Source organism: Methylomonas sp. ZR1 (assembly GCF_013141865.1).
GTDB lineage: Bacteria > Pseudomonadota > Gammaproteobacteria > Methylococcales > Methylomonadaceae > Methylomonas.
The window spans coordinates 4,213,784-4,234,667 of sequence record NZ_RCST01000001.1 but is presented as its reverse complement, the minus strand read 5'-3'; the positions used below and the strand labels follow the sequence as shown (position 1 = coordinate 4,234,667).

Here is a 20,884-nt window from a genome sequence, read left to right as displayed (position 1 = left end):
GGTGATTTTCTAGGTCGTCAGGTAATCTAACGATGCAAAGCGAATGCCGATGCAAGCAATGTTGGCGTATAACTCAGGTGTCGCCTATTGCGCTTTAGGCCGACAAACCCAATTTGGCAAAGCGTTAAATTGCGGCCTCGGGCGGCTTGGCGCTGACCAACACCTTGTCGATACGGGTACCGTCGATATCGACGATTTCGAAACGCCACTGCCGATATTCGAAGTTGTCCGTTACTTGGGGAATTTTTTCCAGGTAAAACAAAATAAAGCCGCCGACGGTGTGGTAGGCGTTGTCGGCTTCGCCGGGCAAATTGCCGTCTATACCGATCACCGTCTTCAAACGCTGAATCGATAAGCCGCCATCCACCAACCATGAGCCGTCGCTACGTTGCACCACATCGACGTCCAGATTGGTGCGGCTGGGTAGATGGCCGACGATGGCTTTCAGCACATCACTCAGCGTGACCAAGCCTTCAATATCGCCATATTCGTCGACGACCAGCGCCAGATCGGCTCGCTTTTCCTGGAAAAACTCCAGTAATTGCCTTAGCGTCATGGCTTCCGGCACGTATAGCGGTGTATGCAGGATCGGCGCTATATCCAAGGTCTCGCCGGCCATCGCCAGTTTCAGCAGATCGCTTCTCTGCAAGATTCCGACCACATTTTCCAGACCGTCCCGGCAAATTACTGCCCGGGCGTAAGGACAGTCGGCGATTTCCGCGCGCACTGTCGCTTCCGGATCGCTTAAATCAATAGCGTATATTTGTTGCCGGGGCGTCATGGCCGCACCCAGCATTTGTTCATCCAGTTGCAAGACGTTACCGACCAAATGGCTTTCGCTGGCATGAAATACCCCTGACTCCGCACCGATTTCCATCAGCAGTTTAATTTCTTCGTTGGTGACACTGGTCTGCGGCGGCCGATGCGCGCCAAATACCCGCAGTATCAGCGTACTGGATGAAGACAGCAGCCAGACGATAGGGCTGGCAACCAGTGACAGGGTGTGCATGGGCCGGGCGATAAACACCGCAATCCGCTCCGGATGTAGCAAGGCCAGTCGCTTAGGCACCAGTTCACCTATGACTACCGAACAATAAGTAATCAGAAATACCGTGGCGATTAATGCAATGCTCTGGGCATAGGGCGCCAGCAGGGGAATGTTCAGCAGTTGCCGATACAGCGGCTCGGTCAAGGCATCCTCGCCCAGCGCGCCGCTGAGAATGCCGACCGAGGTAATGCCAACCTGCACGGTAGACAAAAACCGCGACGGATCCTGGTGCAATTTCAGCGCGGTGCGCGCCCCCCCGCGTTTTTCGCCGGCCAATTTCTGCAAGCGCGCCAGTCCGGAAGAGACCAGCGACATTTCCGACATTGCAAACACACCGTTGATCAGGATTAAAATCAGTATCAGGCCAATATCCATCGTTTCATCGCGTCCAAAATTAAAATGTGTCGGTCTTAGGCTAATTCATTCCGGATTCCCGATCCGTCAATTTACCAGGCCGGACCGGTCGGGTTAGCTCGATTGCGCTGACCGTATTGATATTTGAATTTACGCTTTAGTAAGCCCGTCGGCTCGTCGGGTATGCGCTTCAACAATTGCTCGTTGGCGCGCTCGGTTTCGTTTTTTTCCGTGGCTTGCGCGGCTTGTTCATGGTCTGTCGGCTCTTGCTTGGGCGGCTGCGGCTCAGCTTGCTGTTTGGCCTCGGCTTCGGATTGTTGGTCTTCTTTCGCCTTATTTTGTTCCGCGTCCTGCTTGGCGTCGGCTTTTTGCTGGTCTTGCGGTTTTTGCTCCTGCTGCGCATCTTTGTCGGCTTGATCGGACTTGCCATCCTGTTGTTGCTGTTCTTGCTGTTGCTCGGACGAATCCTGTTTGTCCTGCTTTTGCTGGTCTTGCTGTTGATTCTCCTGCTGCTGTTCCTGTTCTTTCAGCTTCTTCTCGACCAGCTCCTTATTGTATTTCGCATCCTGATGCTTAGGATCAAGTTGCAGCGCCTGCTGATAGGCTTGCACGGCTTCTTGCAACTGGCCGGCCTGAGCCAAGGCATTGCCGCGGTTGTAATGGCCTTCCGCGCTTTGGGTGTTTTTCAAGGTCTCGGCGGCTTCTTGGAATTTACCGGCCTTGTATTGGGCGGCGGCGCGCCAATCCGGATTGTCGAACTGCTCGGCGGCTTGTTGATATTGCTGTTGCTCGAAAGCCTGCTTGGCGCGTTGATCCGGCGTTTGCCACAAGCTCTGCCAGTCCAGCGCGTAGCTGTTTTTCGGCAACGGCAACAGGCACAGCAAGGCCAATAACAAACCTTTTCTAAATTGCAAAGCCGCCCACGGTAACACAAGCAATAACAGCCAGGGCCCCTTTTCATCCCATTGTTGCAGCAACAGATTGCTATCCAAATTTTCGTTACCGGTTTCGGCGCTATTGAATAAACGCCCCAAATTCTCGACATCCGCATCGTTTGCCGTCACCGGCTGATAAATGCCGCGACCGTGTTGCGCCAGCGTGTTCAGCGCGGCTTCGTCCAACTTGGCGACCACGATGGCGCCATTGCTATCTTTTAAAAATCCTGCGCCTTGTAGCTGGATAGGCGCACCTTCCGGCGTGCCCATCGCCAGTACCGAGAGCCGGTAATCGCCCAACCAGTGTTCGGCCTGCTCGGCGACATCGCTATCAACGCCGTCGGTGACCAGCAGGATATGGCCCTTGACCAAGCCAGCCTGACGCAGCAATGCCACCGCCGCATTCAATGCCGCACTGGTGTTGCTGCCCGGACTGGGCATGATGTCGGTGGTCAGCGCGCTTAGCTGGCTATCAATGGTCGCGGTATCGTTGGTCAACGGTGTGACGGTAAACGCATCGCCGCCGTAGACCAGCAGTGCGGTTTGGCCGTCTTTGCGCTGTTTTAATAAATCGGCAATTTTGTAACGGGCCTTGCCGATACGGCTGGGCTTGATGTCGGCGGCATCCATGGACTTGGACAAATCCAACGCAATCACCAGCGCGGCATCGTTTCTAAAGGCCGGGCCGGGCAAGCGCTGCCAAGTGGGGCCAGCCAAGGCGATTATGGTTAGCAACGCGGCAAAGCCGGCACCAAACAAAGGGCCACGCGATGCTTGCAACGGTTTGTCTTGCAAAATAAAGGGCAGCAACTCGGCATCGCATACCTCGCTCCAGTTACCGCGCCCTTGCCGATGCCGCACCAGCAAAATCAAAAACAGCGCGGCCGGCAATAATGCCAGCAACCACCAGGGCCGCAGGAAATGAAACTCGGCAAAATTCATGACCACCTCAAGCGCGCCAAGGTTAAGCATCCCGTCAATAACAAAGCCAATCCCAGCGGCCAATAAAACAGCTCACTGCGCGGCCGAAAATATTGTTTGTCTTTTTCAACCGGCTCCAGCTGATCCAGCATCCGGTAGATTTTTTCCAGTTCTTCGGTATTACGCGCCCGGAAATAATGGCCGCCGGTGGTATCGGCAATCGCAGTCAGGGTTTTTTCGTCCAGATCGGCGGACGGATTGACCCGGCGGGTACCGAACAGGCTGCGCACCAATACTTCATCGGCACCTATGCCTATCGTGTAGATTTTCAGCTTATGTTCGGCGGCCAGTTCAGCGGCTTTTATCGGCGTTAATTCACCGGCGGTATTGGCGCCGTCGGTTAATAAAATCAACACGCGGCTGGCATCTTGCTGTTGTTGCAGGCGCTTGATCGCCAAGCCGATGGCGTCGCCGATGGAGGTTTTCGGGTCATCCTCGGTGATGCCGATAAACGCCTCGTGCAACAAGGTTTGCACGGTCTTGCGATCAAAGGTTAACGGCACGTGCAAGTAAGCTTGCGTGCCGAACAGGATTAAGCCCAGGCGGTCGCCGACCCGGCGTTGTATAAAATCGCCGGCCACTTGCTTGATGGCGGTTAAGCGGTCCACGCGCTGCTTGCCGATGATGAAATCTTCTTCCTGCATGCTGCCGGAAACGTCCACCGCCAGCATCAAGTCGCGGCCGCTGACCGCTTGCTCAATGGGTTCGCCGAGCCATTGCGGACGCGCGGCGGCCAACAGTAAACAGGCCCAGGCAAAAGCTGCCAGCCATAAAGGCCAACGCCGTTCGCTGCTGACCACCCGCGTTTCGCTGGGACCAAGATCATCCAGAAACGGTACTTTCAATGCTGCCTGCTGGGCGATGGCGCGCGCGGGCAACAGCCAACGCAATAGCAGCGGTAGTGGCAATAGAGATAGCAACCAGGGCCAATACAATTCGATCATCGTTTTTTCGCCTGTTGTTTCAACCAGCGTTCGCACAATTCAAACAAGGCCTCCAGTTCGGTATCGGCGGGCGGCGTTTGCCGGTAATGGCCGTCGGCCAGGCAACGGCCGGGGCCTTGGCTAAACGGTGCATCCGGCAATGACTGATCCAAATAGCTAAGCCAGGCCTCGCCGCGTAAGCTGGCCGCATCGCTGCGCGGCGCAGTACTGATGGCTACGCGCCGCAACAGAGCCGATAAAGCTACCAAGGTCTGTCTGGCGTCGGCACCGCCATCCCGGCGAAGCGCGGATAACAATTTGCCGGCGGTTTTCACCGCTGTCTGCCGGCGGATACGTTTATAAAAATACCGGCACAAAAAAATCAACAACGGCAGCAATACCGCTAACAACCACCAGCCCGGCGCCGGCGGCCAAAAAGCCACCGAATCGGGCAAATGAATATCTTTTAAAGGCAATGGTTCCATATTGAATATCTACATCGCGTCCAAATTGGGGAGTGGGGTATACAAAATCAACATGTCGTCGATTTGCTGCTGAATAGCCCGCAGATCGTTAAAACCCGCCTGCGCGGCATCGCGCTGGCCGGTCTCGCAGCGTTTCAGCAAACTTTCGGCCAGGACATGCAATTGCCGCTGTAATTGTTCGATATGTTCCAGCCAATCCTGGGCATACTGTCGGTCGTGTTGTACTTGCTTCAGCCAGCGGCCCAGATGGGTACGACGCTGGTCCATGATGGGCCAACTTTTGACGGCAGCTTGCGGCTCTGCGAACAGGCAGGCCTGGACCCGCTGCAACCACTGCCGGGTGTCGAAGCGGCGAATCGCTATGTCAACCTGTTCCGCCGACAGCTCGGCATCCGCATAAATTTGCCAGTCGTCGAAAGGCCGGTAAGCAATCACCCAGTCGGCAATCGCCGAGGCAGGCATGGGCCGGGCAATGGCATAGCCTTGCAGCAGATGGCAGCCCAGCAGCAACAGCACGATACCTTGTTCCTGACTTTCCACGCCTTCCGCCACGACTTCCCGGCTAAAAGCCTGGCTGAGATTGATCACGCTGTCGATGATGGCGTAGTCGTCGGGATCGTCGAGCATGTCACGGACAAAGGTCTGATCGATTTTCACGGTATCTACCGACAGATGCCGCAAATGCGTCAACGAGGAGTAGCCGGTGCCGAAGTCGTCCAGGGCCACGCTGATGCCCAGTTGCTCGCGGCAGCTGGTGATAATTCGGTTTACTGCCGACAAATCATCCAATGCGGTACTTTCCAGAATTTCCAATTGCAGGTAGCGGGCATCCAGTTCCGGATGAAGGCGTAAAGTGTCTTCGATATAAGCGCCTATCCCGGACCACAGTAAATGATAGGAGGAGATGTTGACGCTGACCTCCAACGGCAAGCCGCGCGCATGCCAGCCCGCCAACTGCTCGCAAGCTTGCGCGATCACCCAATTGCCGATGCGGATTTCCAGATCGGTGGAGGCAATCACCGGTAGAAACTCCAACGGCGGCACCATGCCGCGCTGCGGATGCAGCCAACGGATCAAGGCCTCCACGCCTTTAACCTGGCCGGATTTAATATCCACCTTGGGCTGGTAATACATGCACAACTCGTTGTTTAAAAACGCCGCTTCGATGTCGCGCAGTTGTTGGTGGCGATGCATGATTTGTTGGTCGTGGCTGGCATCGAACAACTGGCAACGGTTTTTGCCGGCCAATTTAGCCTGGTACATCGCGTAGTCGGCATGCCGCAATAAGGCGTCGGCGTCGGCATCATCCAGCGGATATACGGTAAAACCGCTGCTGGCGCCGACCGAAATCGGCTGATCGTCGATGACATACGGCTGGGCAATCGCCCGGTGAATGCGCATGATGGCTTGCTCGCATTGTTCAATCGAGTCTATATCGCCCAGTAGTAGCGCGAATTCGTCGCCACCGTGGCGGGATACGCTGTCTTCCTCGCGAATCGCGCTTTTGATCCGTTCCGCCACTTCCACCAACACCCGGTCGCCGATGTCGTGGCCGAATTGGTCGTTGACCGGCTTGAAGCCGTCCAGGTCCAGGAAGCAAATCGCCAGCAAGGTGTTTTCCCGCTTGCTGTGGGCGATGGCCTGATTCAAGCGATCAGCGAATAAAATCCGGTTCGGCAGGCGGGTGAGCGGATCGTAATGGGCAAACAATTCCAGCATCTGTTGCTGCTGCTTGGCCTGGGTGACATCGGAAAATAGCCCGATATAGTGAGTGACCTTGCCGTCGGCATCACACAAAGCAGAAACCGTCAGCCACTCAGCATACAACTCGCCGTTTTTTTTGCGGTTCCACAATTCGCCTTGCCAATGTTGCGCTTCATGCAAGGCTTGCCACATATCCCGGTAAAAATCCGCACCGTATTTACCGGATTGCAAGAGGCTCGGGTTTCGGCATATCACTTCAGCGCGGCTATAGCCGGTAATCTCGGAAAAAGTCGGATTCACATCGACGATGATCCCGCCAGGATCGGTAATTAAAATACCTTCGTGCGCCTCGCTGAATACCCGCGCGGCCAGTTTCAGATGTTCCTCGGCCTGCTTGCGTTCGGTAATGTCTCGGGTCAAACCCAGCAGGGCTACGATATTGCCTTCCGCATCGCGCATTGGCACAGCGTGGGTATCGAACCAGCGTTGCCGGCCTTTCAGGCCGACGATTTCAAATTCCAGTGTGCCTGATGCGCCGGCAAACACCCGCCGAGTCAATTTTTTAAAGGCTGCCCGGTACTTAGGCAATACCAGATCCTCCATGCGTCCTTGTTGGGCTTGCTCCAGCGTCTCGGCTTCTATCATGTCCAGACCGGCGCGGTTCATTTGCACTAAACTGCCGTCCCGCCCCAGCAGTTTCACGCACTCCGGTTCGGAATCGACGATAGTGCGCAGCTTTAACTCCGATTCCTTGGCGATATTGGCGGCGGTTTCCAATTCCGCAACCGCGTCAGCCAATGCCTGGGTGCGCTCTTCCACCAAAGCTTGCACGGAGGCGGTTCTGCCGCTGATGATCAACAATAAAATACTCAGCAAGCTGGTAAAACAGAGCCCGCCGATCAAAGTAATCAAAGGTAGCGATGAACCTTGTTCGTTGACGAAATCGCTGTCCGGCGTGACGGTAATCTGCCAATTACGATCCACAAACGCAAAATTATGCTGCCATTTTTTTAAGTCGTAGTTTAACGACACCGGTTTGCGTACCGGTTTTACATACAAAGCCGTTTGTCCGGCGGGCGCGCTGAGGTCATCAATGCTGATACCCAGCGTATCGGTGTTGAGCCCCCTGGTGACTGTTTCCACCATTTTGGCCAGCAGTAAGATTGCCGAGACATAGCCGGTAATATCCAAGACGTCGCCGCCGGTGCTATGCCGGCGAACCGGAATGGACACCAAAATACCGGGATCGGTATCGTCACGCTGCATTAGCGTCAGTTTTTGCGAGGCGGTGGGTTTACCGCTGGCGCGGGCCAGGATTTTTGCTTGCCGGCTAAGAGGATTTGTCATGGAATCGAAGCCGAAGGCTTTTTCGTTGCCGGCCATCGGCTCCACAAACATGATCGGAAAATACTCCTGCCGGGCACTTGCATGCACCAATTGACCGGCACTATCCCGTTCGATGACGCGAAAATCAGGAAATCCTTCGGCGCGTACCGCTTGTTCGAAGGCCGGTAAATCGGCTTGAGTGATCAGCGGTAGCCATTCCAGGGCCTGGATTTCCGGATGACGTTGCAGGATACCCTGGGAAAACACGCTAAATTCGGCTCTGCTTACCTGCCCGGATGCCAGAAATACATCTCTTAGCGCCAACGTACTATCGATTACATCGATTGCATATTCCGCCAGCAGCCGGTCTAACTCGGCAGCCCGACTGTCGAAAGCTTGTTGAATGCGTGCGCGTTCCGCTTGAAAGGCTTGCAAAAATACCAGCACCAAGCCCAGCAGCGTGCCCAGTAACGGGAGCGCGACACTCAAACGCCGCGCCTGCCAAAGCGCACGGGGGCGTCCGAAATAACAAAACAAAAGCGGCGTCACAATCATCACGCCCAAACTGTCGCCAACCCACCAGTTTCGCCAGGACGACCAGAGTTGTGCCTGACTCATCAAGTCCAATGAATAAAGTACGGCTCCGCCTACGCTGGGCGCGATCAGACAGGCTACCGGCCCGGCCAGGACAAAAAACTTGAGGATGGCGGCCGGACTATCCAATTTGGGCAAACCCGGTTCTACGTAGGCTTTGGATAAAGCCAGAGCCGCCAACGCCTGCAAGGCGCTGCCGCCGCCAATGGCAAAAGACGACATCGCGGTTTGAGCGGTCAATTGACCGGAAAAATCAATAGTCACCAGAAAATTGCTGAACGCCGCACCCAGCCAGATTCCGGGCCAAAGCCTGCGGCCACCCATAAATAGCGCAGCCAGTGCGATGCCGGCTGGCGGCCATAGCGGACTGGCATAGCCGGGCGGAATGATCATTTTGCCGCCCAGCCAGCCGCCGGCAAACATCAGCAAACTCAGTACGCCGATTTGTATCAGTAAAACCAACGGGCTGACGAGCGTGATACTTTGTGTCTCGTTATCCGGCACCGGAAAATCTGTTGAATGAGACAAATTGGGGATGCGCATGGCCAGATTGAGAAGGTCTTAGGCCGCCGGACGCGCGCGGGTGCCGTTCAATGCGTCCAAAGGCATTTGCTGAGTCGTGCAGGGTATCAAGGTGAGACGCAGCTTATTGGCCAGCTTTTGCAGATACGCCTGCCGGTCTTGGAAGCGCTGCCGATAAGCTTGCAGGCGCTGTTTGTCACCGCTATCGAACAGCACTTCGCGCCAGCCGTCGGTAAAGCGGTAGCGGCCTTGGGTCGGTAAACTGCTTTCCAGCGGATCGGCGATGTGTACCAACACCACCTCGCAATGCCGGGCCAGATTGGCCAGATGATTTTCGGCCGCGCTATTCATCCCGCGAAAATCGCTGAGAATATACACCCGGCTGCCGGGCCGGGCATGATGCAGTAATCTGCCCAGAGGCTGCGCCAGATTGACCACGGCCGCGCCGTTGTAATCCGGATTGACCAGGGCGTTTAAGAAGCGTAACAGTGCCGGTTTGCCGGTTTGCGGTTTTACTTCCTGGCAACCGTCATCGCTGAAAATCTGCCCGCCGATGCGGTCGCCTTGCTTCAGTGCCGCCCAAGCCAGTAAACCGGCCAAGCGGGCAGCCTGCACGGATTTGAACACGCCGCGCGTAGCAAATGCCATGGTGGCGCGGTAATCCACGGCAATGAACATGGGCCTTTCCCGTTCTTCCTTGAAAATCTTGCTGTGGGGCTTATCGGTGCGGGCCGTGACGCGCCAATCGATGCGCCGAACGTCATCGCCGGGTTGGTAGAGCCGGGTTTCGTCGAAGGCCATGCCGCGGCCCTTCAGATGCGAGAGATAATTACCGCTTTGCGCGGCGCGGATATTGGCGTGCCCCAGACTGAGCATGCCGGCCGGCTTGGCCAGATCCACCAAGGCTTTTAGAGTGACCGTCACCCGGTGGTTGTCGGTCGCTGGCGATTTATTCATTTAGGGTACGGCAATTCTGGCTATCAATTCTTTGATCACATAATCGCTGCTAATGCCCTCGGCTTCAGCCTCGTAGGACAGAATCAGGCGGTGGCGCAACACGTCATAAGCCATATCTTGAATGTCGCCGGGATCAACAAAATCGCGTTGTTGCAGCCAGGCCTTGGCACGCGCGCAGCGGTCCAGGGCAATGCTGGCGCGCGGGCTGGCGCCGTATTGAATCCAGCCGGCCAAATCCTGACCATAAGCGCCGGGATTACGGGTCGCCAGCACGATTTGCAGCAGATATTGCTCCAAGCTGTCGGCCAGATACAAATCCAACACTTCGCCGCGCGCGGCGAATAAGGCTTGCTGGCTCACTTTAGGCGGTGCGCTGTCCTGGTTTTGCAAAGCACCCTTGGCCTCGGCACGGGCCAGATGCAGGATGGCTTGCTCGTGTTCGGCATTGGGATAATCGATTTTTACATGCAATAAAAATCTATCCAGTTGCGCTTCCGGTAAGGGGTAAGTGCCTTCCTGCTCAATAGGATTTTGCGTCGCCATCACCATGAACAAGGGCGGTAGCGGATACGTGGCTTTACCGACCGTGATCTGCCGTTCCGCCATGGCTTCCAGTAACGCGGCCTGGACTTTAGCCGGTGCGCGGTTGATTTCGTCGGCCAGGATTAAGTTATGAAACAACGGACCTTTCTGAAACTCGAAACTGCCTTGCTGCGGCCGGTAAATCTCGGTGCCGGTCAAATCGGCCGGTAATAAGTCCGGGGTAAATTGCACGCGATGAAAGTCGGCTTCTATGCCTTGGCTGAGTACGTTGATGGCGCGGGTTTTCGCTAGACCTGGTGCGCCTTCCACCAGCAAATGACCATCGGCCAGCAGGGCAATCAACATCCTTTCAACCAGCACTTCCTGGCCGATGATCTGGGTGTTGATGTGAGTTTTGAGATTTTGTAAGGCGGCTTGGCTGGGGCTGAGACTTGTCGCAGTCATGTGTGTAAAAAATCCTTATGTTTAACGAGGTTGTGACCGAGTTGAGTCCTGAAAGTTGCGCGGCGCTTAATTTTTGCGCTGCAAATCTTTCCACTCGCGATGCGCGACCATAATGTCGACCACTTCTTGCGGATCGTCGGTGACGGTAATCAGCTTTAAATCTTCCGCGGAAATGGTGCCGTATTCCATCATTTTGGCTTTCATCCAATCCATCAGACCGCTCCAGAAATCGCTCCCGAACAGTACCAATGGAATCGGATAGATCTTGTGGGTTTGCATCAAGGTCAATGCTTCGAAAAACTCATCCAGCGTGCCGAAACCGCCCGGCATACATACGTAACCGATCGAGTAGCGCACGAACATCACTTTGCGCACGAAAAAATAACGGAAATTCAGCGAAATGTTTTGGTAAGGATTGGGGGTTTGTTCCATCGGCAATTCGATGTTCAAGCCGATAGACGGTTGATCGTGCAGGATGGCGCCTTTGTTGGCGGCTTCCATCACGCCGGGCCCGCCACCGCTGATCACGGCAAAGCCTTCCTTGCTGAGCATTTCCGCCAGTTCCACGGTTTTTTGATAATAAAAATGCTCGGGCGGCAAGCGGGCGGAACCGAAAATCGAAATCGCGTCGCACAATCCGGACAGTTCGTCGAAGCCCTCGGTAAATTCGCTGATAATGCGAAAAATCCGCCAAGATTGATCGCCTTTCAGGTCGTCGATGATGCTGGACGAGGTCGAGCCGTCGGTGCGGCGGTTTTTGATGCAACTCATGATTTATTCCTTAATGAGCACGCTGTGCTACTTACAATGGGACGAAATAACCTGTTCACGGCAGCTCAACCAAGCGATACACCGGCTTACCGGCCAGCAAGGTATGGGTCACGCGCCCAGTCAAGGTCTGCTGCCAATACGGCGTATTGCAACCGGCGCTAAGCCAGTTGTCGCGATTAACCGGCCAATTGGCTTGCGGATCGAAAATACACACATCGGCCGCAGAACCCGGCGTTAATGTGCCGCTAGCCAGGCCTAAAATGTGTGCAGGTTTGCAGGTTAGATTGGCGATAGCTTGCGACAAACCGATGCGATGTTGTTGGGTCAGTGCCAGCGTCAATGGCAACAGGGTTTCCAGTGCAGCCACGCCCGCTTCGGTTTCCGGAAAAGCGCCGAGTTTGGCATCCAAGTCGTGCGGTTGGTGATCGGAGCAGATCGCGTCGATGGTGCCATTAACCAGACCCTCGCGCAGATATTGGCGGTCGATGGCGTTACGTAGCGGCGGCAACACATGGTAGTTGCTGTCGAATGGGGTGATGTGGTCTTCGGTTAAATGTAACTGGTGAATCGCCACATCGGCCGTCACATTCAGGCCGTATTTTTTGGCCTGCTGCAATTTGATCACCGATTGTTTGCAGCTGATTTGACTAATATGCACCCGGCAGCCGGTCAACTCCGCCAACTCCAGGCATTGGGCCAACGCAATCGATTCGGCCGCCTCCGGGATGCCAGGTAAACCGTAGCGGCTGGCCACCGCACCCTCGTGCGCGCAGCCCTTGCCGGACAGGGCGGGTTCATTGGCGCGATACATCAATAATAAATCGTGGGTGGCGGCATATTCCATCGCCCGCCGTAATATCAATAAATTGCCGAGCGGCTCGCTGGCGTTGCTGACGGCAATGCAGCCGGCCTGTTTCAACGCGAACATCGCACTGAGTTCGCTGCCCGCCAAGCGCTGCGTCAATGCACCGATGCTATAGATTTGCGGGTAGTCGGCCTTTTCCGCTTTGTCTTTGATGAACTCGACCACCGCCGGACTATCGATGCAGGGTTTGGTATCCGGCGGCAAGCACAATGAGGTGACGCCTGCGCTAAGCGCGGCGCGAGTTTCGCTGAGGATATTACCTTTTTGGGTATGGCCGGGTTCGCGCAAGCGCACACTTAGATCGACGAAGCCGGGGCAGACGATTTGACCGTTGGCATCGATAATCTGATCTGGCATGAAATCGGCGGATTGCTCCAACACCGAGACAATTTTGCCGTCAGCAATACAGACCGAGCCGATGGCGTCGATGTTGTTGGCCGGATCGATGATGCGGCCGTTTTGAATCAAAATCTTGGTCATGACGCACCTCCCTGTGCGTCACCCTTACGGGCCGCCGTAGGCGGTGCAAAAATCCTGTCCTGTATTTTTGTCATGCCGCACCTCCCTGACTGTGCATCGCCATCGACATAATCGCCATCCGCACAGCCACACCATTGCTGACTTGCTGCAAGATCACCGATTGCGGGCCGTCGGCGACGCTGGAGGCAATTTCCACACCCCGATTGATCGGTCCGGGATGCATCACAATGGCATCGGCTTTGGCGCGTTTAAGCTTGGCTTCGGTCAAACCAAAACAGCGGAAAAACTCGCTTTCGCTAGGCAAAAACGCCGAATTCATGCGTTCTTTTTGCAAACGCAGCATGATGACCACATCCACATCATCCAGGCCCTCGTCCATGTCATGCATGGGTATCACGCCCATAGTTTTGACTTGCGCCGGTAACAGCGTTTTGGGAGCTATTACCCGCACTTCTGATACCCCTAAGGTATTCAAAGCCAAAATCTGCGAACGCGCCACCCGCGAATGCAGGATGTCGCCAACGATGGCGACTTTCAGACCTTCGAATTGTTTCTTATGTTGGCGAATCGTAAACATATCCAGCATCGCCTGGGTGGGATGGGCGTGCTGGCCGTCGCCGGCGTTGATCACGCTGATATGCGGGGCGGTGTGTTGAGCGATAAAATGCGCCGCCCCGCTCAGGGCATGGCGAACCACGAACATGTCCACGTGCATCGCTTCCAGATTATGAATGGTATCCAGCAGGCTCTCGCCCTTGGAAGTCGCGGACGTGGCGATATTCATGCTCAGCACGTCCGCCGACAGCCGGGTGGCGGCTAATTCGAAGGTGGTGCGGGTGCGGGTGCTGTTTTCGAAAAACAGGTTGACGATGGTTTTGCCGCGCAGCAAGGGCACTTTTTTGACTTGATGTTCGGACATGCCGGCAAATGATTCGGCGGTATCCAGAATTTCGGTCAGCAGCTCCTTATCCAGGCCTTCGATCGTCAGAAAATGCTTGAGCTTGCCTTGTTCGGTAAGCTGGATGTGTCGGGTCATGCCACCACCACTTGCGGGGATTGAATCTCGATGCCCAGTGGGTCCGGACCGGTTAATTTAATGCGTTGATCGCCGGCCAGATCGATGCGGATACCGTAACAGTCCGGTTGCAGCGGAATTTGCCGGCCATTACGCTCTATCAATACGGCCAACACCACCTGGTTAGGGCGGCCATAATCAAATATTTCGTTCAGCGCGGCACGGATGGTGCGTCCGGTGTAAAACACGTCGTCGATCAAGATGATGTCGCGGCCTTCCAAGTGCGGCGGCAATTGGCTGGTCTTGACCTTGGGATGCATGCCGATTTGCGAAAAATCGTCGCGATAAAAGGTGATGTCCAGCATGCCCAAGGGTTCGCTCAAACCCAAACGCTGATGCATATGCCGGGCGATCCAAGCGCCACCGCTGTGTATGCCGATTAGCAAAGGATTATGCAGGTTACGCTCGCTAATCTGCCGGCGAATCGCGGCTTCCAGAGTGTCGAGCAGGTTATCGATATTCAGCGTGGTGATGGGCATGACGGTTACAGGGGGAATCTTGTTATTGTTATGAAATTCGGGAAAAAGCTGAAAGCGACGGGATAATAAGGCTGCATGGGCGTAAAACCGTTTTCGTCTTTTTACTGATCAAACCAGCTTTGCAGAATGATCTGTGCGGCCAGTTGATCTTGCACGGCCCATAGTTTAGCAGCGCTAACCTTCAAGTCGTCGAACAGCATTTGTTTAGCGGCGAACGTGGTCAGTGTTTCGTCGATTTGGTGCACCGGCAGATTGTAACGACCATTCAGCTGCCGACAGAATTTTTGCATGCGCGGGGTAATCACATTATCCGAGCCGTCTTGTTGCCGGGAAATGCCGACCACCAAGCCTATGGGCCGCCATTCGGCGATCAACTGACCGATTTTATGCCAGTCCGGCACTTGATTAAGCGACTGGATGGTTTGCAGCGGACTGGCAATGCCGGTATCGGCATGTCCCACCGCGACCCCAATTTTTTTGTTGCCGAAATCAAACCCTAAATACGCATCGCTGCTGAATTTTGCCGCCAGCGGATCGAGCTTAACCATGACCTGCCGGCGTGGTCAGGCGATTAATGTCGATACCTAATTGTCCCGCCGCCGCATTCCAGCGCTGGCTGATCGGCGTTTCGTAGAGTATCTCTTCACCGCATGGCGTGTTCAGCCAGGCGTTGTCGACCATTTCTTTTTCTAGTTGGCCGCTACCCCAGCCGGCGTAACCTAAGGCGATCAAATAGTGGTTGGGGCCTTTACCTTCGGCAATGGCCTCGAGAATGTCGCGAGAGCTGGTGAGGGTAATATTCTCGGCGGTACTGATACTGGAATCCCAGCGCTGTTCGCAGGCATCGTGGATGACAAAGCCGCGTTCCTGCTGTACCGGACCGCCGGCAAACACCGGGGTTTCCAATACATTTTCCAGCTCGGTTTTGATCCCCATTTGCTCGAAAATGTCGCGTAATTTCATGCCGGTCGGTCGGTTGATGACGATGCCGAGCGCGCCTTCTTCATTGTGCTGGCAAAGGTATGTCACCGTGTGAAAAAAATGCGGGTCGGCTAAGCCGGGCATCGCAATCAAAAACTGGTTATTTAAATAAGTAACGTCTGTCATTGGAGTGCTGTATGGGCTAGCGGGCAGTCATGCCGGTTTCGTCTGAGAATTTCCAGACCCTGGTAATCACCAAAACGTTCACTTCTCTCAACAAATCATCGGGTAAAGCGGCAAAGGGCGCACTCATCTTCACAATCCGTTTCGCGGCGTCGTCCAGTGCGGAATTGCCGGATGACCGGACAATCCGCATGCTGTAAATGCTGCCGTCGGCGTTAATCCCCACGTCCATGGTCAAGGATTGCGAAACGCCTTTTTTGCGCGCCGCCTCAGGATAATTCAGATTGCCGGTGCGCTCAACCTTGTCCTCCCAATCCTTGACATATTGCGCCGCGAGATACTTGTGCGTGCTAACCGCGTTGACGAATTTAATCTTAGTATCTTGTGCGCTTTGTTGGGTATTTCTGATGCGCTCGCCGAGTTGGGCGATTTGTTGCTGAAGCGCTTCCGGGGATAATTTGGGGGCGGACTCCGGAACTTCAACGGCTTCAGGTAATTCTACCGGTTGCTCGGGTTCCGTCACCACCTTAACCGGCGCTTTGGCTTGGGTAAGCAGTCTCTCGGTGACCGGTTTGACTTGTGTAACCACCGGATGCGGCGAGACTTTCTTTGCCGGCGGACTGATCGATTGTTCCTGAGTGGCTATTTTTTGCTGCGGCGGCTCCGGTTTGCGGGTTTCCTCGCCGGCACCTATTTGATGCTCCGTTGCCAGATGTTTCGCATCCTTGGGCGCCTTTTTCACCGGAGCATGGGCCACGGTGATTTCAATCGAGCGGTTGATCTTAGGTGGCTGCGGCGCGGTGAAATTAACGCCCAACAACACGATCACATGCAGTACCGCCGCCACAAACAACGCCGTCAGCAGCGAATCACCTTGCGACAACGGCGTGGGAGTCAAGTCCGGCGCATACATATCAGGCCTGGCATTGAGCCGCGATGTGGTCCATTAATTGAGCGCTGATATTAATGCCGAACTGTTTATCCAGCTCCTGCACGCAGGTTGGACTGGTGACGTTGACTTCGGTCAGATAGTCGCCGATGACATCCAGGCCGACAAATATCAGGCCTTTTTCGCGTAAGGTTGGCCCGACCTGTTCGGCAATCCAGCGATCACGGTCACTCAATGGTCGGCCTTCGCCGCGTCCGCCGGCTGCCAGATTGCCCCGACTTTCGCCGCTGGCCGGAATCCGTGCCAGACAATAAGGCACCGGTTCGCCATTGACCACCAAGATCCGTTTGTCGCCGTCTTTCACGGCAGGCAGGTATTTTTGCGCCATGATGTAACTGCTGCCATGTTGAGTCATGGTTTCCAGAATCACGCTAAGATTGTGGTCGTGTTCTTTGACGTAAAAGATCGAGGCTCCACCCATGCCGTCCAAGGGCTTCAGAATGATTTCCCGGTGCTCTTTTAAAAAGTCGCGGATTTTTTGCGGGTCTCGGGCTACCAAAGTATCGGTGCAACATTGCGGAAACCAGGCGGTGAACATTTTTTCGTTGGCGTCGCGCAGCGATTGCGGCTTGTTGACCACATAAACACCCTGGCGCTCAGCCTGTTCCAGCATATACGTGGCGTAGATATATTCCTGATTAAAGGGCGGGTCCTTACGCATGATGATCGCGTCCAATTCGGACAAGGCTATTTGCTGTTCACCGAGAAACCTATGCCACTGCTTGTCATCGCGTTCGACTTCCAGCACGCGGGAACGGGCATAAGCGTCGCCGTTGCGCATGTACAGGTCGGACAGTTCCATGTAATGCAACTCCCAACCGCGAGACTGGGCTTCCAGCAACATCGCGAAACTGGTGTCCTTTTTAATATTGATCTGGCCGATGGGGTCCATGACCATGCCGAGTTTAATAGCCATTAAAGTCCTGTAAATTCCGAAGCGAGGGGAAATAAAACCGATTTTATCAAATTTATTTTGCAGGCTGTTGTTTACCAACAAAAGTTTTTTTGTTATAAAGCGCGGCTATTTTGAATTAAAAGCTCGCATTGAGGTAGTCATGTCCAGAGTATGCCAAGTAACAGGTAAACGCCCAGTAACAGGGCACAACGTTTCACACGCGATGAACAGAACCAAAAGACGTTTTACGCCTAATCTGCATCACCACAGATTTTGGGTTGAAAGCGAAAACCGTTGGGTTCGTTTGAGAGTATCTTCCAAAGGTATGCGTATCATCGACAAAAACGGCATCGATGCTGTTCTGGCCGATATGCGTAAACGCGGCGAACAATATTAAGGAGACTGACAATGCGCGACAAAATCAAATTGGTATCTAGCGAAGGCACCGGCCATTTCTACACCACCACCAAAAACAAAAAAACCATGCCTGAAAAAATGGAGATCAAAAAATTTGATCCCGTGGTTCGTAAGCATGTGATGTACAAAGAAGCCAAGATCAAATAAACAGCGTTTTATTGATCCGCTTTCAGGCGTTGGCGGGCTAGTAGCAGGGTTTTTTCCGACTAGCCACCGCCACCGGCTTTCTTCATCGCTTCCAGCTCGGCTTTCAGCGATTCCGTAAATTTGGCAAGTGCCAAATATTTCATCTCCAAAGCTTTCTTCTCGGCTTCCAAAATATTATATTTGGTTTTAAGTTGCTGCAGAAAACGCCGCAAACGCTCCATATCATCTTGTATTGAGGATTGCTCGGTGAACGAGTGACTCGTCTCGCTCTCGCCGCTGCTCCCTCTAAAATTACTGGTCTCAATACCGTCGTCGATCGGAAACGATGAAGGTGCTTTCAGTTCGTCCGGGTTAATACTGTCGATACCACCGCTGAGAATCAGCGCATTGAATTTGTGCCGCATCAGGATAAAAGCCGCCGTTTCGCTAATCTTGCCGTTCTGGCAAACCACGACGATGGGATGCTGCCTATTCAAGGTTTTTAGCTGCATGCGCAAGGAAAAAAACGGCAGATTGATGCTGAACGGCAAATGCTTTGGCTTGTATTCATCGGGCTCGCGCACATCGATCAAATCCGCACCCTTGGTCACCAAGTCTTGAGCGTCTTTATAGCTGATATATTTAAGCGTCGGCTGTTTGATCAAGTTCAGAAACTGCTCCTTACCCAATCGCAACAGGCAAACATCTGTCAACGCACTGACCGTAACGTTGCGAGGCTCGCCTGAAATCAATGCATCCTCACCAAAAGTATCCTGATCGCTGAGTTGCGCCAGCTTAATCTCCTTGGCGTTGGGTGCAGGTTTCCTGCTCACCAAGCATTGCCCTCGTTTGATGATGTAGTAAAAGTCGCCCTGCTCACCTTGATTGACAATGACAGTGCCTGCATTCACGCGCACTTCCTCCATGCCCATCAAAATTTTTTGCAAATTAGCCGGAGGCAACGCTCGAAATACCGGCGACTTCAACAATGTCGTCATCCAGTCGTCATTATCCTCCACCTCTTCAGCTACCATAAAACTCTCTGCTTCTTCATACGGGACGTCTTGAACCGATTTCATCATATCAGCATTCAAACGCAAAAAACGAATTCGGCTATTGGCAACGGCATGCACTTTCCTGGGGATTTGATGCGCCAGCGCAAAGCGCGCCGAGGGGCTATCGGACTTGATCGTTTCGATCTTTAACAGATCGGTCTGTAAGGTCACGCTGCCATCGATCAAATACACCAGATCGTTAGGTTCATCCCCGCATTTGAACAAAAATTGGCCTTCTTCAGCATCCTCGACCTTGATTTGTGCGCACAGCGCCTCAAATTTACTGAAGGGCAAGGTGGATAGCGGAATTAATTGCCGAATCACACGGCCTTCAGCGGAATGGATGTCGACAGCCACGTATTCGTCGCGAATAAAAAGTGAAGGGAAACCAACAAGAAAACTTAATCTATGATAGTCGATTATTAAGTAAACTCTCAGTGAAACATTTTCCCGCCCAGCGAGTCCATGCTGGCAACTTAACTGCCTGGAATGCAAAAACCATGACGAACATGAACAAACTATTCCTGATTATCTTGTTTGGCCTGAGCAGCTGGCGAGCCAGCGCAGAATTGCCCGGACAAGTCGACGGCGCACCTTTGCCGTCCCTGGCGCCGATGCTGGAGCAAAGCATGCCCGCCGTCGTTAACATTTCCACCTCGACCAATGTGCGGGTGCAGGAAAATCCGTTAATGAACGATCCGATGTTTCGGCGTTTTTTCAACATCCCCAAAAACCAGCGGCAACAGCAAAAAAATAGCTTGGGTTCGGGTGTGATTATCGATAAAGATCAAGGCTATGTGCTGACCAATAATCATGTCATCGACAAAGCGGACAAAATCACCGTTACCCTTAGCGACGGCCGGCAGCTCAACGCCAAACTGCTGGGCACCGATCCGGAAGCCGACGTGGCGGTGATCCAAATCCCCGCCGACAACCTGAGTGCCTTGAAAATTGCCGACTCCAACCAACTGAAAGTCGGCGACTTCGTGGTTGCCATCGGCAACCCGTTCGGCTTGGGCCAAACCGTCACCTCTGGCATCGTTAGCGCGCTGGGCCGTTCCGGCTTGGGTATTGAAGGTTACGAAGATTTTATTCAGACCGACGCCTCGATCAACCCCGGCAATTCGGGCGGTGCCTTAGTGAATTTACGCGGCGAGTTTGTTGGCATGAATACCGCAATCCTCGCACCAAGCGGCGGTAACGTCGGCATCGGTTTTGCGATTCCCTCGAATATGGCGGTTCGCTTGATGGAATCCTTAGTGCAGCATGGGGAAGTGCGCCGCGGATTACTAGGGGTGACCACCCAGGATTTGACGCCGGAACTGGTGAAAGCCTTTGCTTTGAAAAGCCAGCACGGCGCGGTGGTTAGCCGAGTCGAAGCAGGATCGCCCGCCGAAAAAGCCGGTCTGGAACCGGGCGATATTATTCTGAACATCAACGGTCAGGACGTGAAAGGCGGCAGCGCCCAAATTCGTAACGCGGTGGGTTTGCTGCAAATCGGCGATACTGCCAGCCTGGAAATCATGCGCGGCGAAGAACGCAAGTCGCTGCAAGCTACCATCGGCAAACCGAAGCGGCCGGAGCTGGACGGCAGTAAACTGCATCCGACTTTAAGCGGCGCGGTGCTAGGCGTAACGCCCAAGGATCAAGTGGAAGGGGTGATGATAGAAAAAGTCGAACAAAACTCCAAAGCCTGGAAAACCGGCTTGCGGCCCGGTGACATCATCGTCACCGCCAACCGCTACCGGGTCAGAAATCTGGATGAGATCAAGCAGGTGGTCAATCCCAATGCACCGCTGTTAGTCAATCTGCAACGCGGCGGCGAAGGCTTTTTCGTGGTGTTGCAATAAAC

At 54.2% G+C, this 20,884-nt stretch carries 19 protein-coding genes; 3 read left to right on the top strand and 16 right to left on the bottom strand.

The window, feature by feature from the left end; genetic code table 11:
* Positions 1 to 124: 124 nt before the first annotated feature.
* From DDY07_RS19260 to gshB, 15 genes are all read right to left on the bottom strand, one after another.
* On the bottom strand, positions 125 to 1,423 hold the full coding sequence (locus tag DDY07_RS19260) for a hemolysin family protein (RefSeq protein ID WP_171697062.1): 1,299 nt from the start codon (positions 1,421 to 1,423) through the stop codon (positions 125 to 127).
* A gap of 71 nt (positions 1,424 to 1,494) precedes the next feature.
* On the bottom strand, positions 1,495 to 3,279 hold the full coding sequence (locus tag DDY07_RS19255; protein WP_171697061.1) for a VWA domain-containing protein: 1,785 nt from the start codon (positions 3,277 to 3,279) through the stop codon (positions 1,495 to 1,497).
* Positions 3,276 to 4,262, bottom strand: coding sequence for a VWA domain-containing protein (locus DDY07_RS19250; RefSeq protein WP_171697060.1), 987 nt, complete (start codon positions 4,260 to 4,262; stop codon positions 3,276 to 3,278). The genes DDY07_RS19255 and DDY07_RS19250 overlap by 4 nt, the downstream gene beginning before the upstream one ends.
* The gene (locus DDY07_RS19245; protein ID WP_171697059.1) at positions 4,259 to 4,726 is read right to left on the bottom strand and encodes a DUF4381 domain-containing protein; all 468 of its coding nucleotides are present in this window, start codon (positions 4,724 to 4,726) and stop codon (positions 4,259 to 4,261) included. The genes DDY07_RS19250 and DDY07_RS19245 overlap by 4 nt, the downstream gene beginning before the upstream one ends.
* 9 nt (positions 4,727 to 4,735) lie before the next feature.
* Positions 4,736 to 8,893 (bottom strand): EAL domain-containing protein, encoded by a 4,158-nt coding sequence (locus tag DDY07_RS19240; RefSeq protein ID WP_171697058.1) that lies wholly within the window; start codon positions 8,891 to 8,893, stop codon positions 4,736 to 4,738.
* An 18-nt stretch (positions 8,894 to 8,911) separates the two neighbouring features.
* Entirely contained in the window at positions 8,912 to 9,829 is a 918-nt protein-coding gene (locus tag DDY07_RS19235) for a DUF58 domain-containing protein (protein ID WP_171697057.1), read from the bottom strand.
* On the bottom strand, positions 9,830 to 10,816 hold the full coding sequence (locus DDY07_RS19230; RefSeq protein ID WP_171697056.1) for a MoxR family ATPase: 987 nt from the start codon (positions 10,814 to 10,816) through the stop codon (positions 9,830 to 9,832). It abuts the gene before it with no gap.
* Positions 10,817 to 10,882: 66 nt separating this feature from the next.
* Positions 10,883 to 11,587, bottom strand: a complete 705-nt coding sequence (locus DDY07_RS19225; protein ID WP_171697055.1) for a TIGR00730 family Rossman fold protein — start codon at positions 11,585 to 11,587, stop codon at positions 10,883 to 10,885.
* 55 nt (positions 11,588 to 11,642) lie between these two features.
* On the bottom strand, positions 11,643 to 12,932 hold the full coding sequence (locus tag DDY07_RS19220; RefSeq protein ID WP_171697054.1) for a dihydroorotase: 1,290 nt from the start codon (positions 12,930 to 12,932) through the stop codon (positions 11,643 to 11,645).
* 70 nt (positions 12,933 to 13,002) lie between these two features.
* Positions 13,003 to 13,968, bottom strand: coding sequence for an aspartate carbamoyltransferase catalytic subunit (locus tag DDY07_RS19215; protein ID WP_171697053.1), 966 nt, complete (start codon positions 13,966 to 13,968; stop codon positions 13,003 to 13,005).
* The gene (pyrR, locus tag DDY07_RS19210; protein WP_171697052.1) at positions 13,965 to 14,486 is read right to left on the bottom strand and encodes a bifunctional pyr operon transcriptional regulator/uracil phosphoribosyltransferase PyrR; all 522 of its coding nucleotides are present in this window, start codon (positions 14,484 to 14,486) and stop codon (positions 13,965 to 13,967) included. The genes DDY07_RS19215 and pyrR overlap by 4 nt, the downstream gene beginning before the upstream one ends.
* A 101-nt stretch (positions 14,487 to 14,587) precedes the next feature.
* Complete coding sequence (ruvX, locus tag DDY07_RS19205) at positions 14,588 to 15,034, bottom strand: Holliday junction resolvase RuvX (protein ID WP_171697051.1); 447 nt, start codon at positions 15,032 to 15,034, stop codon at positions 14,588 to 14,590.
* Positions 15,027 to 15,593, bottom strand: a complete 567-nt coding sequence (locus DDY07_RS19200) for a YqgE/AlgH family protein (RefSeq protein WP_171697050.1) — start codon at positions 15,591 to 15,593, stop codon at positions 15,027 to 15,029. Before DDY07_RS19200 ends, ruvX begins: the two co-directional genes overlap by 8 nt.
* A gap of 16 nt (positions 15,594 to 15,609) precedes the next feature.
* Positions 15,610 to 16,503, bottom strand: a complete 894-nt coding sequence (locus tag DDY07_RS19195) for an energy transducer TonB (protein WP_171697049.1) — start codon at positions 16,501 to 16,503, stop codon at positions 15,610 to 15,612.
* 1 nt (position 16,504) lies between these two features.
* A complete protein-coding gene (gshB, locus tag DDY07_RS19190; protein WP_171697048.1) occupies positions 16,505 to 17,455 on the bottom strand; it encodes a glutathione synthase in 951 nt (316 codons plus the stop codon).
* Between the two features lie 139 nt (positions 17,456 to 17,594).
* On the opposite strand from gshB, the gene rpmB reads away from it, so the two are divergent.
* Both rpmB and rpmG read left to right on the top strand, forming a co-directional pair.
* On the top strand, positions 17,595 to 17,831 hold the full coding sequence (gene rpmB, locus DDY07_RS19185; RefSeq protein ID WP_033157675.1) for a 50S ribosomal protein L28: 237 nt from the start codon (positions 17,595 to 17,597) through the stop codon (positions 17,829 to 17,831).
* An 11-nt stretch (positions 17,832 to 17,842) separates the two neighbouring features.
* Positions 17,843 to 17,998, top strand: a complete 156-nt coding sequence (gene rpmG, locus DDY07_RS19180) for a 50S ribosomal protein L33 (RefSeq protein ID WP_013816853.1) — start codon at positions 17,843 to 17,845, stop codon at positions 17,996 to 17,998.
* Positions 17,999 to 18,057: 59 nt separating this feature from the next.
* On the opposite strand, the gene DDY07_RS19175 is transcribed toward rpmG, so the two are convergent.
* A complete protein-coding gene (locus tag DDY07_RS19175) occupies positions 18,058 to 19,389 on the bottom strand; it encodes a cyclic nucleotide-binding domain-containing protein (RefSeq protein ID WP_171697047.1) in 1,332 nt (443 codons plus the stop codon).
* 152 nt (positions 19,390 to 19,541) lie between these two features.
* Between DDY07_RS19175 and DDY07_RS19170 the strand changes: the two genes are divergently transcribed.
* Complete coding sequence (locus tag DDY07_RS19170) at positions 19,542 to 20,882, top strand: DegQ family serine endoprotease (protein WP_171697838.1); 1,341 nt, start codon at positions 19,542 to 19,544, stop codon at positions 20,880 to 20,882.
* The last annotated feature ends 2 nt before the right edge of the window (positions 20,883 to 20,884 follow it).

What these genes read in the sequence shown, in the direction of transcription:
- DDY07_RS19260 (WP_171697062.1), bottom strand. Translation starts at nt 1,423, where the DNA reads ATGGATATTGGCCTGATACTGATTTTAATCCTGATCAACGGTGTGTTT.
- DDY07_RS19255 (WP_171697061.1), bottom strand. Translation starts at nt 3,279, where the DNA reads ATGAATTTTGCCGAGTTTCATTTCCTGCGGCCCTGGTGGTTGCTGGCA.
- DDY07_RS19250 (WP_171697060.1), bottom strand. Translation starts at nt 4,262, where the DNA reads ATGATCGAATTGTATTGGCCCTGGTTGCTATCTCTATTGCCACTACCG.
- DDY07_RS19245 (WP_171697059.1), bottom strand. Translation starts at nt 4,726, where the DNA reads ATGGAACCATTGCCTTTAAAAGATATTCATTTGCCCGATTCGGTGGCT.
- DDY07_RS19240 (WP_171697058.1), bottom strand. Translation starts at nt 8,893, where the DNA reads ATGCGCATCCCCAATTTGTCTCATTCAACAGATTTTCCGGTGCCGGAT.
- DDY07_RS19235 (WP_171697057.1), bottom strand. Translation starts at nt 9,829, where the DNA reads ATGAATAAATCGCCAGCGACCGACAACCACCGGGTGACGGTCACTCTA.
- DDY07_RS19230 (WP_171697056.1), bottom strand. Translation starts at nt 10,816, where the DNA reads ATGACTGCGACAAGTCTCAGCCCCAGCCAAGCCGCCTTACAAAATCTC.
- DDY07_RS19225 (WP_171697055.1), bottom strand. Translation starts at nt 11,587, where the DNA reads ATGAGTTGCATCAAAAACCGCCGCACCGACGGCTCGACCTCGTCCAGC.
- DDY07_RS19220 (WP_171697054.1), bottom strand. Translation starts at nt 12,932, where the DNA reads ATGACCAAGATTTTGATTCAAAACGGCCGCATCATCGATCCGGCCAAC.
- DDY07_RS19215 (WP_171697053.1), bottom strand. Translation starts at nt 13,968, where the DNA reads ATGACCCGACACATCCAGCTTACCGAACAAGGCAAGCTCAAGCATTTT.
- pyrR (WP_171697052.1), bottom strand. Translation starts at nt 14,486, where the DNA reads ATGCCCATCACCACGCTGAATATCGATAACCTGCTCGACACTCTGGAA.
- ruvX (WP_171697051.1), bottom strand. Translation starts at nt 15,034, where the DNA reads ATGGTTAAGCTCGATCCGCTGGCGGCAAAATTCAGCAGCGATGCGTAT.
- DDY07_RS19200 (WP_171697050.1), bottom strand. Translation starts at nt 15,593, where the DNA reads ATGACAGACGTTACTTATTTAAATAACCAGTTTTTGATTGCGATGCCC.
- DDY07_RS19195 (WP_171697049.1), bottom strand. Translation starts at nt 16,503, where the DNA reads ATGTATGCGCCGGACTTGACTCCCACGCCGTTGTCGCAAGGTGATTCG.
- gshB (WP_171697048.1), bottom strand. Translation starts at nt 17,455, where the DNA reads ATGGCTATTAAACTCGGCATGGTCATGGACCCCATCGGCCAGATCAAT.
- rpmB (WP_033157675.1), top strand. Translation starts at nt 17,595, where the DNA reads ATGTCCAGAGTATGCCAAGTAACAGGTAAACGCCCAGTAACAGGGCAC.
- rpmG (WP_013816853.1), top strand. Translation starts at nt 17,843, where the DNA reads ATGCGCGACAAAATCAAATTGGTATCTAGCGAAGGCACCGGCCATTTC.
- DDY07_RS19170 (WP_171697838.1), top strand. Translation starts at nt 19,542, where the DNA reads ATGAACAAACTATTCCTGATTATCTTGTTTGGCCTGAGCAGCTGGCGA.